Here is a 13,003-nt window from a genome sequence, read left to right as displayed (position 1 = left end):
TCTCCCTGCTGGTGGAGTCGGTCAGGCCTGCGGCGCGGCCGTGGTGGGGGCGGTCAGGGACGGGATGATCGACACCTTGACGCTGGCACCGGCGGAGTCGCCGACCAGGTCGAGCGCCTCCTGGAACTGCTCGAGCGGGAACTGGTGCGTGCAGATCTCCGACATCGGCAGGGTCTCGGCCTCGAGCAGCTTGATCGCCGCCGGCCAGGTGTGCGGGCCGAGGTGGGCGCCGCGGACGTCGAGCTCCTTGTCGTCGGAGATGATCGACCAGTCCACGGACACGTCGTCCTTGAACACCGAGTACTCGACGAAGGTCCCGAGCTTGCGGAGCAGGTTCAGTCCCTGCGGCACCGCGGACGGGTGCCCGGTCGCCTCGATGTAGACGTCGGCCCCGTAGCCGTCGGTGAGCTCCTTGACCCGGGCGACCGCGTCCTCCTGGGCGATGTTGATCGTCAGGTCGGCACCGACCTTGCGGGCCAGCTCGAGCTTCGCCTCGACCACGTCGAGCGCGATGATCCGGAGCGGGTTCTTCTGCCGCGCACCGGCGATGGCGGAGAGGCCGATCGGGCCGGCGCCGGCGATCACCACGGTGTCGCCGAACTTGATGTCACCGCGCTCGACGGCGTGGAAGGCGCACGACAGCGGCTCGGAGAACGCGGCGACCTGGCCGGGCAGGGCCTTCGACACCGGGTGGGTCAGTGCCTTGGCGGGCACGAGGACGTACTCGGCCATCGCGCCGTCGTAGCCCTTGAAGCCGAACATGTCGTGCACGTTGCACATCCAGTACGCGCCCTCGAGGCAGTAGCGGCACTCCCAGCACGGCACGATCTGCTCGCAGGCGATCCGGTCGCCGAGGTCGACGCCGCGCTTGGCCAGGGCGGCGTCGTCGCCGGCGACGATCGTGCCGACGAACTCGTGCCCGGGGATGCGGTCGCGCTCGGCCCAGGCCGCACGGTTCTCGTCGCCCCAGAACTTCGCGGCGCCGTGGTAGCACTTCAGGTCGCTCGCACAGATGCCGACGGCGTCGGTGCGGAGCAGGAGTTCCCCGGGGCCGGGCGTCGGCACCGGACGCTCCTCGAGCCGGTAGTCACCGGGGCCGTGGACGACGACGGCGCGCATCGTCGTGGGGATCGTGGTGGGGGCGGTCGTGGCCGCGTTCTCGGTCGTCGTCGACATGAGCTGTTCCTCCGTTGGGTGGCTTCGGCGATGACTGTACACCTTCGAGAACGTTTGTCCAGAACACAATTTCTGGTACGTTCGGCACCGAACGCAAGGGAGCGAACATGACGACGGACTTCGCCGCGGCCCTCCGACCGGGCCCCGACACGATCGACCTGACCAACGACTTCAGCGGCCGCACGGCGGTGGTCACCGGCGGGGCGTCCGGCATCGGCAACGCGATCGCCCGGGCCCTGGCGGCCCGGGGCGCCCGCGTCGCCATCGTCGACGTCCGGGCCGACGGTGCCACGTCGGCCGCGGCCGACCTGCCCACGTCCGCCGTGCCGTCGACGGCCGCACCGGACACCGCCGCCGACGGGGCGGACGCGGCCACGAGCCTCCACGCCGGGTTCGCCTGCGACGTGACCGACGCCGACTCGGTGACCCGCACCGTGGCGGACGTCGTCCGGCACTTCGGCGGCGTCGACGTGCTGGTGAACTGCGCCGGCATCGCCGCCCTCGCCGCGGCCGAAGACCTGGCAGCCGACACCTGGGCGAAGACCATCGACGTCAACCTGACCGGCACGTTCCGCGTGGCGCAGGCCGTCGGCCGGCACATGCTCGACGCCGGGTACGGGCGGATCGTGAACATCGCGTCGCAGGCGGCCCACGTCGGCATCGACGGGCACGCCGCCTACTGCGCGTCGAAGGCCGGCGTCATCGGCCTGACGACGGTGCTCGCGCTCGAGTGGGGCGGACGCGGCGTCACCGTGAACACCGTGTCGCCGACCGTCGTCCTGACCGACCTCGGCCGTGCTGCCTGGGCGAACGAGAACGGCATCCGGCACCAGGACGAGATCCCGACCGGACGCTTCGCGACCCCCGACGAGATCGCCGCGGCCGTGCTGTTCCTGGCGGGGGAGTCGAGCGCGATGGTGAACGGCGCGGACCTCCGTGTGGACGGCGGTTTCACGATCCGCTGAGCCGTGCTCGGACTACGATCGCGGTGTCCGATCGAGTCGAAGGGTCCCGCTCCATGTCGTCCGAGAGCACTGCCGGCCCCGGCCCCGACTCGTCGCGGACCCGGTTCCCGCTGGACACCGTCTACCAGGCGGCGCGGATGTACTACCTCGAGGACGCCACCCAGGTCGAGATCGCCTCGCGCCTCGGGGTCTCGCGCCCGACCGTCTCGCGGCTCGTGGCCGAGGCCCGCAAGGCCGGACTCGTCCGCATCGAGGTCGTCGACCCGTTCCAGGACGAGACCGTGGCGCTCGCCGAACGCCTGCAGGTCGTGCTCGGGCTCCGCGCGGTGCACCTCGCCGCGGTCACCCACGCCGCGACGCTCGGCGCCGACCTGTCCGCACCGCTGGCCGCCGCGGTCGAGGGCATGGGACTCGTCCCCGGCGACGCCGTCCTGATGTCGTCCGGTCGCACCGTGTACGACGTCGCACGATCGGGCATGCCGACCATGCCCGGCGTCCAGCTCGTCCCGACCGTGGGTGGGCAGGCCGACCCGATGCCGTGGTTCCAGACGAACGAGATCACCCGGACGGCCGCGGAGCACTCCGGCGCGATCCCGGCGTTCCTGTTCGCCCAGGCGCTGCCGTCCCCGGCGATGCGGTCCACCCTCGACGAGGACCCGGCGTTCCAGCACGTCGTCGGACTCTGGAGCCGGGCGAAGGGCGCGATCCTCGGCATCGGTGCGCCGACCCACACCCGCGACGCGCTGGCCCGGGGCATCCCGGTCGAGGACGCCGCGTTCGACCGGGCCGCCGGTGACGTCTGCCTGAACTTCTACGCTGCCGACGGCTCGGCGATCGAGTTCCCCGGCAGCGACCGGATGGTGCGGACCTCGCGCGAGGTCCTGTCGACCGTTCCGCACGCCGTCGGGGTGGCCGTGGGCAGCGCCAAGGTCACGAGCATCGTCGCCGCGGTGCGGGGCGGCCTGGTCAACGAGCTGGTGACGGACGCCGCGACGGCACGTGCGGTGCTCGACGCACTCGCCTGAGTGACCGTTCCTTCCCATCACGCGCGCGATGGATGGTGCTTCCGGGCATCCCTGGTCGTTTGTTCGTGGCAGGTACGCCCGGTTCCGGCAGGGACGCCCGGTTCCGGGGGCGACCGCCTGCGGCCGGGAGGCGCGGGGCGGGGCCGCACCGCGCCTCCCGACCGGTGGTCCCCACGTCTAGCGCGTGCGCCGCACGTCCCACAGGTGGTGCACCGGGTCGTGCGCGTAGTAGGTGGCGAGCGTCGCGACGGTGAAGGCGCTGCCGTCGGACCGGAGCCCGGTGCGCTCGAGCACCTCGTCGGGGACGGCGGCGAAGGCCCGGGCCGCGCGGTCCGCCGACTCCCGCAGCTGCCGGGCGACGACCGCGGGGTCCTGCTCGCCGTAGCGGTCCTCGACGGCGGTGGCGTCCTGGTCCCAGTTCGCGAAGGCGGGGGCGTCCTCGGTGAGCATCAGGTCCAGGCGTTCGGCCATCGTGCGGTGCACGTCCCGCACGTGGGCGCCGTACTCGAGCGGTGACCACGTGTGGTCGTCCGGGCGGTCCCGGACGTCGTCGCGTCCGAGGACCTCGGGCCACCCTGCGGTGTTGTCGTCGATGATGCCCGGCACGTCGCGGATCGTCACGGCGCTGCCGTCGTAGCCGCACTCGGGGCACGCGGTCTCGATGACCCACGTCCAGCTCTTCGTCTCGGATTCGATCGCCACGGGCCCGATGTTACGGCGTCGTTACTCAGTTCCGTCCTTCCGCGAGCTGGTGCGGATCGGGCGTGACCCCCGTCCGGGTGACACGCCGGTTCCTGAGAATCCCCGGCCAATGACATTTCGGTTGCTCGGTAACGTCGCTCGCTGTTCTGGGCCGGTACCCGACGGCCCACCGATCTTCTCGAGGAGCAAGGCATGGGTTCCGACCCCAGCAGTACCAACACCCGACCACACCGACGGCTGCGTGAGAGCGACGTCACCGTGGTCGACAAGAGCATGATGCGACGAGCCGTCAGCGGCATGGTCGTCGGCAACACCATGGAGTGGTACGACGTCGGCGTGTACGGCTACCTGGCCGTCACGATGGGGAAGGTCTTCCTGCCGACGGCCGAACCCTCGGTGCAGATCCTGTTCAGCCTCGGTGTCTTCGCGGCGACGTACATCGCACGGCCCCTGGGCGGCATCGTGTTCGGACGCCTGGGCGACAAGATCGGCCGCCAGAAGGTGCTCGCGACGACGCTGATCATGATGGCGGCGTCCACGTTCCTGATCGGTGCGCTGCCCGCGTACGCCACCATCGGCGTCTTCGGTCCGATCCTGCTCGTCGTGCTGAAGCTCGCGCAGGGCTTCTCGACCGGTGGTGAGTACGCCGGGGCCACGACCTTCGTCACCGAGTACGCCCCGGACCGCCGTCGCGGCTTCTTCGCGAGCATCCTGGACTTCGGCAGCTACCTGGGCTTCGCGCTCGGTGCAACCGTCGTGTCGGTGCTGCAGATCACCCTGGGCGACGAGGCGATGACCGCCTACGGCTGGCGTTTCCCGTTCCTGGCGGCCGGTGTGATCGGTGTCGTGGCCATCTACTTCCGTCTGCGCATCGAGGAGTCGCCGGTGTTCCAGGCGACCCAGGCCGCGCAGGAGGCCGCGAGCGAGTCCCGGGCGTCCTTCGACGGTGAGCGTCCGGCCAACGTCGTCGCGATGGTCCGCCAGCACTGGCGCCCGATCGTCATCGCGATCATGCTCGTCGCCGCGTCGAACACCGTGGGCTACGCCCTGACCTCGTACATGCCGACGTACCTGACCGACTCGCTCGGCTACTCCGCCATCGACGGCACCCTGCTGACGATCCCGGTGCTCCTGCTGCTCGCGGTGATGCTCCCGCTGACCGGCAAGCTCTCCGACCGCCTCGGCCGCCGCGTCGTGATGTGGATCGGTGCCGCCACCACGGTCGTGCTCGTCGTGCCGGCGTTCATGCTGATCGGGCACGGGGCGCAGTGGTCGACGCTCGCCGGCCTCGGGCTGCTCGCGCTGATGACCGCGCTGTGGGTGTCGAACCAGGCCGCGTCGCTGCCGGCGCTGTTCCCGACGTCGACGCGGTACGGCGGCATGGGCTTCGCCTACAACATCGCGATCGCGGTGTTCGGCGGGACCACGCCCCTGATCGTGCAGGCGCTGCTCACCGCGACGGGTGACGAGCTCGCCCCGGCGTACTTCCTGATGGCGATGAGCGTCGTCGGCGCGATCGGCGTCTTCTGCATGAAGGAGTCCTCGCAGCGCCCGCTGCCCGGCTCGATGCCGGCCGTGGAGACCGAGGACGAGGCGAAGGAGCTCGTGCTCACGCAGGACACGAACCCGCACCTGGACCTCGGCGACCTGCCGTTCGCCGCGCAGGACGCCGCGGCTGCCGCTGCGCGCGAGGCTGCTGCGCGTGAGGCGTCACCGGCGCGTTGACGCTGCGGCTCTCGACGTGACCACGGACGGGAGGCGCGGTGTGGGTCCGACCCGCACCGCGCCTCCCGTCCGTGCGTGCGTGCGTGCCGTCCGTGCGTGCGTGCGTGCGCTGCGACGATGCACGCGACGATCGACTCGTGCCCCGTCGCAACCTGCGCACGCAGCGGGTGTGTGCGCATGAGACGACGATGCACGCGACGATCGACTCGTGCTCTGTCGCGGGACGTGTGCGCACCCACGCGCGCCCTCACTCGTGCCGGTGCTCCGACGCCGGGTCCACCGCGGGCCACTCCGGGAACGGGTCCGCCCAGCTGCGCCACACGTCCGGCCCGGCGAGCAGCTCCGACGGCGTGAGCAGCGCCCCGTCGAGGGCCCGCTCGATCGCCCGGACGTCGAGCTGCTCGCCGACGAACCACAGCGCCTGCCCGATCGGGGCATCGGCGTCCCACGACGGGTTCGCGGTGGGGTCGAGCGCGAGCATCGACCCGAAGCTCGACCACGAGCCGACGTGGTCCGGCCGCGATGCCAGGCGGAAGAACCCCCGCGACCGCAGCACGCGACCGTTCACCCCGGCGGACAGGTCCTCGGCGATGACGGACGACAGTCGCCCGGGGTGGAACGGCAGCGGCTCCCGGTAGCGCATCGAGACCAGGGCGTCGCGGGCGTCGCGCCCGGTGTCCGCGCCGCTCGACAGTGCGCGCATCCAGCCGGCGCCGGTGGCGAGCACCCGTGCCGCGCCGCCGTTCGAGGCCGGCAGGTCGGCGGCGCTCCGGATCGCGGGCAGGGCGACGATCACGGCCTGGGGCGCCATCCGGTGCAGCAGGGACACGAGCGCCCGACGCCGACGGCCGGACAGCGGCTCGATGCGGTCGAGGGCGATCACCGTCGCGTACTCGACGAGTGCCGCCATCCGGTCCGCGGCCACGAAGGCGTCGTCGACGTCCGACCAGAGCAGGTGTGCGACGTCGTCGGCCCGCAGCACGCCGACGACGTGCCTGAGCACCCGGTCGTCGCCGGTCTCGGACCGTGCCGCGTTGGCGAGCAGCATGCCGACGGCGCGGGCATCGGCCCCCGGGTGCAGGGTGACGACGAGCCCGTGGTCGGCCTCGGGCCCGCAGAGCCGGTCGAGCTGGTCGGCGCGGTCCGCCACGGCACGGGCGGTGGCGAAGGCGCTCCCGGCGACGTGCATCCGGTGCCCGTCGGAGATCCGGGCGGCGACGCGGTCGGCGTCGACCTGGTGCAGGGCGGTGACGAGGGTGATGGCAGCAGCACGCATGTGGGCTACTGTAACTGAAAACCGTTATCAACAAGGAGGCTCGTCGTGAAGGTCCGCAACTCCCTCAAGGCGCTCAAGAAGATCCCCGGCTCCCAGGTCGTCCGGCGCCGCGGCCGCGTCTACGTCATCAACAAGAAGAACCCCCGCTGGAACACCCGGCAGGGCTGACGTCAGCGGCGGTCCGTAGGGTGGCGGCATGCGACTGCTGCTCATCCGCCACGGCCAGACCCCCGCGAACGTGCACGGCGTCCTCGATGCCGTGGTGCCCGGACCAGGACTGACCGAGCTCGGGCAGCAGCAGGCCGACGCTCTGCCCGCAGCGCTCGCCGACCGCGGGATCGAGCGGTTGTTCGTGTCGTCGATGGTCCGGACGCAGGTCACGGCGGCACCCCTGGCGGCCTCGCTCGGCCTCGATCCCGTGGTGCTGCCGGGCCTCCGCGAGATCGAGGCGGGCGACACCCAGGGCAAGAGCGACACGGTGTCCGTGCAGACCTACATCTCCACCGTGCACGGCTGGTCCGGCGGTGACCGCACGACCCGGATGCCCGGTGCCGAGAGCGGCGTCGAGTTCTTCGAGCGCTACGACGATGCCGTCCGCCAGATCGAGGCCACCGGGGTGGCGGTGGCCGCCGCCGTCAGTCACGGTGCCGCGATCCGCACGTGGGCGAGTGCGGCTGCGCAGAACACCCCCGACCACTTCGGCACGAAGCGCCACCTGGAGAACACCGGCATCGTCGAACTCGAGGGCTCGTTCGCCGACGGCTGGCGCCTGGTCGACTGGGAAGGCGAGCCCGTCGGCGGCGACCAGCTCATCGACCGCACGGCGCTCGACCCCACCGGCGAGCGGTTCTGACGCGACCAGCGGGTCGCCAACGCGTCCCCGAACGGACAGGAGGCCCGGTACCAGCTGGTACCGGGCCTCCCGTCCGTCCGTCGGGGCGTCGACTACGCGAGCTGCGACGTCGGCGCCGAAGCGGACGTCAGCGGCACGATCACGCCGTGCGACTCGCGCAGGACGTCGAGCGTGCGCTGGACCTCGTCCGCGCGCTCCTCGGTCGTCCAGCCGAGCGCACCGGCGAGCACGTCGGCCAGCTCGTCGAGCAGGTCGATCGTGACCCCACCGACGAACGCCAGGTTCGTGCGGCGCAGGACGACGTCCACCAGGTGCACGGCCTGCTCGTGGCGGGCGAAGTAGGCGACCTCGGCGCGGGTGAGCGACGGGTCGGACTCGAGCGGCTCCACCGGGCCGTCGGTCAGGACGTCCACGACCTCGGCGGCACGGGTGCCGTAGCGCTCGAGCAGCCCCTCGACCAGGGACTCGTCCAGGCCGTCGCGGTGCGACTTGATCCACAGGGCGCGCTGGGCGTCGGTGGTCGGGAACTCCTTGCCACCGCCGATCGGCATGCCGGTGGTGTCGACCTTGCGGCTCATGCCGAGCTTGGTCGTCGCCTCGGTGGACAGGTGTGCAGCGAGGGCACGGAACGTCGTCCACTTGCCGCCGACGAGCGACAGCACGGTCGACTTCGGCAGGCCGGCGATCTGGGTGTCCACGATCCGGTAGTCACGCGACACGAAGCCGGGGGCGGTGTCCTCGTGGCGGGGGAGCGGGCGGATGCCGGAGTAGCTGTAGACGATGTGGTCGCGGGTGACCTCGATCTGCGGGAACACGTGCTTGACGAGCCCGAAGAAGTAGTCGATCTCCTCGTCGGTCGTCGTGACCGGCTTCGCGGGGTCGGCGTCGATGTCGGTCGTGCCGATGAGCACCCGGCCCTTGAGCGGGTAGATGAGGACGATGCGGCCGTCGTCGTTCTCGAAGAACAGCTCGCGGCCCTTGGTGGCTTCGAGCAGCTCGTCGTTGTGGACGACGATGTGCGAGCCCTTCGTGCCGCCCATGAACTTCGTCTCGCCGCCGAACGCCTCGTTCGTCAGGTCGGTCCAGGGGCCGGAGGCGTTGATCACGACGTCGGCCGTGAACACGAACTCGTCGCCGGTCTCGCGGTCGCGCAGCAGGACGCCGCCGTCGCGGGTGCCGGCTGCCTCGACGTAGTTGACGGCGCGTGCCTTGTCGGCTCCCGCGGCCAGGCCGTCCTTGAGGACGTCGAGGGCCAGGCGCTCGGGCTCGTGCACGCTCGCGTCGTAGTAGGTGCCCGTGTACTTCAGGTCCTTGTTGAGGGCCGGCATGTCCTCGAGCGCCGCCTTCTTGGTGCGGAAGACGTGCTTCGGGACGGAGCCGCCGTCGCGCGAGAAGGAGTCGTAGATCGTCATGCCGATCTTGATGAGCATCGCGCCGCGCTCCTTGGTGGAGCGCTGCTTGTGCGTCAGCATGCGCAGCGGGGCGTTCATGATGCCGGAGAACGTCGAGAAGATCGGCATGGTCGTCTGCAGCGGCTTGACGTAGTGCGGGGCGATGCGGATCAGGCCGTTGCGCTCCTGCACGCTCTCGCGCACCAGGCGGAACTCGCCGTTCTCGAGGTAGCGGATGCCGCCGTGGATCATGTGGCTCGAGGCCGCGGAGGCGCCGGAGGCGTAGTCGCCACGCTCGACCAGGGCGACGTCGACGCCCTGGAGTGCGAGGTCACGGAACGTCGCGATGCCGTTGATGCCGCCGCCGACGACGAGGACCTGCGCGTTCGGGCGCTCGGTGAGGGCGGTCACCGTGTTCCGGGGCTGTGTCTTCTTCGACATGGTTCGTCGCTTCCTTCGTCTGTTCGTGGGGTCAGGATCGATCGTGCGCTCGTTCGACAGGGCGGGCAACTCGCGTGCACGAACGTGCAGCACACGTGTCGTCCAGGCCCGACGCGGCGGTCTGGAGGCGCGGCCGGGGTTGCAGAGGCCCTGCACGTCCGTGCATGGTTGCGTTCGACAGATCGGAGCACCATGAGTGACGCGGCTCAGCCCATGCGCACGCAGCAGGCGCTGCGCGCCGCCCACCTGTACTACCTGCAGGACCTGACGATGGACGCGATCGCCGACGAACTCAGCACCTCGCGCTCGTCGGTGTCGCGGCTGCTGAAGTACGCCAGGGACACCGGGCTCGTCGACATCCAGATCCGGTCGCCCCTGGACCAGGCCGCCGCGCTGAGCCGGAGCATCCGATCCCGCTTCGGGGTGCACGCGCACGTCGTCCCGGTGCCGGACCACACGAGCGACGTCGACCGGCTCGAGCGCGTCGCACTGTCCGCCGCCCGGATCCTGACGCAGTACGTCGAGTCGAACATGGTGATCGGGATCTCGTGGGGTTCGACCGTGAGCGCGGTCAGCCGGTACCTGGTGCCGAAGACCACCCACGGCTCGACGATCGTGCAGATCAACGGCGCCGCGAACACCCGCACCACCGGCATCGTCTACGCGTCCGAGATCCTGCGGCGGTTCGGCGAGGCGTACGGGGCGTTCGTGCAGCAGTTCCCGGTGCCGGCGTTCTTCGACGACCCCGCGACGAAGGAGGCGCTGTTCCGCGAGCGCTCGATCCGCCGCGTGCTCGACCTGCACGAGCGGATGGACCTCGTCGTGTTCGGTGTCGGCGCCCCGCAGGCCCCGGTGCCCTCGCACGTCTACTCCGGCGGGTACCTGGACCCCGAGGACCGCGACGAGCTCACGCAGGCCGGGGTCGTCGGGGACGTCTCGACGGTGTTCTACCGGTCCGACGGCTCGTGGAAGGACATCGGCGTGAACGCACGGGCCGGCGCTCCCGACCTCGACACGATCAAGCGCGCGCCCCGGCGGGTCTGCGTCGTCGCCGGGCGGTCGAAGGCGGCGTCACTGCGGGGTGCGCTGGCCGCCGGGCTGATCACGGACCTGATCCTCGACGAGAGCGTGGGGCAGGCGATCCTGCAGCCCTGAGTCGGGATCTGACGCAGTTTGTCGGTGGTCCGTCCTACGTTCTGGTGCATGGTGCTTTCTCTCGAACGGCCCGGGCCGCGGTACTTCCGGCGGATGGTCGGCAGCGACGTCGACCAGGCCCTCGCGTTCTTCACGGGCGACTACGACTTCCGTGCTCCCGTCGTCCGGCGCACCCACGAGAACGCCCACTGGGACTTCGCGGGCGTCGGTGACGAGCGGATGTCCCTGCGCTCGTCGCGGTTCATGGTCGACCTGCGCAGCGAGAGCCAGGTCGACGACGAGTTCCTGGTCGCGTGGCTGCGCAGCGGTTCGAGCCGGATCACCACGGGCGGCGAGACGTTCGAGCTCCAGGCCGGGGTGCCGGTCGTGCTGCCGTTCGCCGAGCCGTACGCCCTGCACCACCACGACATCGCCCTGAACCTGGTGCAGCTCGACCGCGACTTCGTCCGTGCCGTCGCCGGTGACGACGACTTCGCGTTCGAACCGATGCGCCGCCCGACCGCCGACGGCATCGCGCTGTGGCGATCGGTGGTGCGGAAGTACTCGGCCGTCTGGCTCGACGTCGAACAGGCCATGAGCCCGATGGTCCAGCACGACATCGCCGAGGCGTTCGCGACCGCGGCGATCCGTGCGTTCCCGCGGCGCAACAAGTGGCGTGCGTCGGTGTCCGGCAGCGGCCCCGAGCACGACCGCCTGCGCCGGGCGCTCGAGTTCGTGCACGAGCACGCGCGTGAAGCGATCGGCACGCCGGACATCGCGGCGGCGGCCGGCCTCAGCCCCCGCGGGTTGCAGCAGTCGCTCCGTCGGCACCTCGACCAGACGCCGGGGGAACTCCTGCGCGGCGTGCGGCTCGACGGCGCCCGGACGGACCTGGTCGGCGGTGCGCTGGACGAGACGACCGTGGCCGAGATCGCGCGGACGTGGGGCTTCGGGCACCTCGGTCGCTTCTCGGCGACCTACCGCAGCCGCTTCGGTGAGCTGCCGAGCGAGTCGCTGCGCGGGCACTGACCGACTGCTGCTGCGGACGGTTCCGCCGAATCTCGTGACACGGATCGCGCTGCCGCTGTCCGGATGTTCGGCTCAGCGCTGCTGTGGGCGAATCCGGTGCTGAATGGACGGGACGAACGCACCGCCCACGAAGGAGTCCGCATGCGCATCGGCGTCCCCACCGAGATCAAGAACAACGAGTACCGCGTCGCGGCCACCCCCGCCGGTGTCGCCGAGCTCGCATCGCACGGCCACCAGGTCCTGGTGCAGGCCGGCGCCGGGTCCGGTTCGGCGTTCACCGACGACGAGTACCGCACCGCCGGCGCCACGATCGTCGACACCGCGGCCGAGGTGTGGGAACGCGCCGAGCTGATCCTCAAGGTGAAGGAGCCGGTCGCGTCGGAGTACCCGATGATCCGCCCGGGGCAGGTGCTCTTCACCTACCTGCACCTCGCCGCAGACCGCCCCCTGACCGACGCCCTCATCGACTCGGGCGCGACGGCCATCGCCTACGAGACCGTGCAGCTGCCGGACCGCTCGCTGCCCCTGCTGTCGCCGATGTCCGAGGTCGCCGGGCGGCTGTCCGCCCAGGTCGGCGCGTTCCACCTGATGCGGACGAACGGCGGACGCGGACTGCTGCTCGGCGGGGTCCCCGGCACGCCGAAGGGCCGCGTGGTCGTCATCGGCGGCGGCGTCGCGGGGGAGCACGCCGCGACGATGGCGCTCGGCATGGGGGCCGACGTCACCGTGTTCGACATCAGCCTGCCGCGGCTCCGGGCCCTGGACGCCCGGTTCGACGGGCGTGTCACGACCCTGCGGTCGTCGGCGCACGCCATCGCCGAGGCCCTGCGCGACGCGGACCTGGTCATCGGCTCGGTGCTGATCCCCGGGGCCTCGGCTCCCAAGCTCGTCACCGACGCCATGGTCGCCGACATGCGACCCGGCTCGGTGCTGGTCGACATCGCGATCGACCAGGGCGGCTGCTTCGAGGGTTCCCGCCCGACGACCCACGACGACCCCACGTTCGCCGTGCACGACACCGTGTACTACTGCGTGGCGAACATGCCCGGCGCCGTCCCGCGCACGAGCACGATCTCGCTGACGAACGCCACGCTGCCGTACGCCGTCGCGATCGCCGACCGCGGGTGGGAAGCCGCGCTCGAGGCCGACCCCGCCCTAGCCGGAGGCCTGAACGTGCACGCTGGCCGGGTCACGAACGCCGCGGTCGCCGCCGCGCACGGCCTGGTGGCTTCCGCGCGCTGAGTCTTCGCGCTGAGCGACACCTCACGGCCCGATCGCTGCGTGAG

12 protein-coding genes are annotated in these 13,003 nt (G+C 71.2%); 8 read left to right on the top strand and 4 right to left on the bottom strand.

Going from position 1 to position 13,003, the window contains the following annotated elements:
• Positions 1-21 precede the first annotated feature (21 nt).
• Positions 22-1,176: an erythritol/L-threitol dehydrogenase gene (locus ITJ50_RS13345; RefSeq protein ID WP_017888454.1), complete on the bottom strand. Its 1,155-nt coding sequence runs from the start codon at positions 1,174-1,176 to the stop codon at positions 22-24.
• A 107-nt stretch (positions 1,177-1,283) separates the two neighbouring features.
• On the opposite strand from ITJ50_RS13345, the gene ITJ50_RS13340 reads away from it, so the two are divergent.
• Together ITJ50_RS13340 and ITJ50_RS13335 are read left to right on the top strand one after the other, a co-directional pair.
• Positions 1,284-2,141 carry a GolD/DthD family dehydrogenase gene (locus ITJ50_RS13340; protein WP_071251991.1) on the top strand — a complete coding sequence of 286 codons (858 nt, stop codon included), beginning with the start codon at positions 1,284-1,286 and terminating at the stop codon, positions 2,139-2,141.
• Between the two features lie 53 nt (positions 2,142-2,194).
• The gene (locus tag ITJ50_RS13335) at positions 2,195-3,166 is read left to right on the top strand and encodes a sugar-binding transcriptional regulator (RefSeq protein ID WP_194590684.1); all 972 of its coding nucleotides are present in this window, start codon (positions 2,195-2,197) and stop codon (positions 3,164-3,166) included.
• Between the two features lie 177 nt (positions 3,167-3,343).
• On the opposite strand, the gene ITJ50_RS13330 is transcribed toward ITJ50_RS13335, so the two are convergent.
• Positions 3,344-3,868, bottom strand: a complete 525-nt coding sequence (locus ITJ50_RS13330) for a DinB family protein (protein ID WP_194590683.1) — start codon at positions 3,866-3,868, stop codon at positions 3,344-3,346.
• Between the two features lie 192 nt (positions 3,869-4,060).
• Between ITJ50_RS13330 and ITJ50_RS13325 the strand changes: the two genes are divergently transcribed.
• Complete coding sequence (locus ITJ50_RS13325; protein WP_017888458.1) at positions 4,061-5,593, top strand: MFS transporter; 1,533 nt, start codon at positions 4,061-4,063, stop codon at positions 5,591-5,593.
• A gap of 247 nt (positions 5,594-5,840) precedes the next feature.
• On the opposite strand, the gene ITJ50_RS13320 is transcribed toward ITJ50_RS13325, so the two are convergent.
• Complete coding sequence (locus tag ITJ50_RS13320; RefSeq protein WP_017888459.1) at positions 5,841-6,869, bottom strand: GTP-binding protein; 1,029 nt, start codon at positions 6,867-6,869, stop codon at positions 5,841-5,843.
• A 45-nt stretch (positions 6,870-6,914) separates the two neighbouring features.
• Between ITJ50_RS13320 and ykgO the strand changes: the two genes are divergently transcribed.
• Both ykgO and ITJ50_RS13310 read left to right on the top strand, forming a co-directional pair.
• The gene (gene ykgO, locus ITJ50_RS13315; RefSeq protein WP_017888460.1) at positions 6,915-7,037 is read left to right on the top strand and encodes a type B 50S ribosomal protein L36; all 123 of its coding nucleotides are present in this window, start codon (positions 6,915-6,917) and stop codon (positions 7,035-7,037) included.
• 28 nt (positions 7,038-7,065) lie between these two features.
• Positions 7,066-7,722, top strand: coding sequence for a histidine phosphatase family protein (locus tag ITJ50_RS13310; RefSeq protein WP_194590682.1), 657 nt, complete (start codon positions 7,066-7,068; stop codon positions 7,720-7,722).
• A 92-nt stretch (positions 7,723-7,814) separates the two neighbouring features.
• Here the strand turns inward: ITJ50_RS13310 and ITJ50_RS13305 are convergent, their stop codons facing one another.
• Positions 7,815-9,554 (bottom strand): glycerol-3-phosphate dehydrogenase/oxidase, encoded by a 1,740-nt coding sequence (locus ITJ50_RS13305; protein ID WP_017888462.1) that lies wholly within the window; start codon positions 9,552-9,554, stop codon positions 7,815-7,817.
• Positions 9,555-9,767: 213 nt separating this feature from the next.
• On the opposite strand from ITJ50_RS13305, the gene ITJ50_RS13300 reads away from it, so the two are divergent.
• The 3 genes from ITJ50_RS13300 (at position 9,768) to ald (ending at position 12,959) form a co-directional block, all read left to right on the top strand.
• Positions 9,768-10,709 carry a sugar-binding transcriptional regulator gene (locus tag ITJ50_RS13300; RefSeq protein WP_017888463.1) on the top strand — a complete coding sequence of 314 codons (942 nt, stop codon included), beginning with the start codon at positions 9,768-9,770 and terminating at the stop codon, positions 10,707-10,709.
• Between the two features lie 48 nt (positions 10,710-10,757).
• The gene (locus ITJ50_RS13295) at positions 10,758-11,717 is read left to right on the top strand and encodes a helix-turn-helix transcriptional regulator (RefSeq protein WP_083389395.1); all 960 of its coding nucleotides are present in this window, start codon (positions 10,758-10,760) and stop codon (positions 11,715-11,717) included.
• Positions 11,718-11,858: 141 nt separating this feature from the next.
• Positions 11,859-12,959, top strand: a complete 1,101-nt coding sequence (gene ald / locus ITJ50_RS13290; protein WP_042538184.1) for an alanine dehydrogenase — start codon at positions 11,859-11,861, stop codon at positions 12,957-12,959.
• Positions 12,960-13,003: the final 44 nt, after the last annotated feature.

This window comes from Curtobacterium sp. VKM Ac-2889 (assembly GCF_015350855.1).
GTDB lineage: Bacteria > Actinomycetota > Actinomycetes > Actinomycetales > Microbacteriaceae > Curtobacterium > Curtobacterium poinsettiae.
This window is presented reverse-complemented; position numbering and strand designations above follow the sequence as displayed.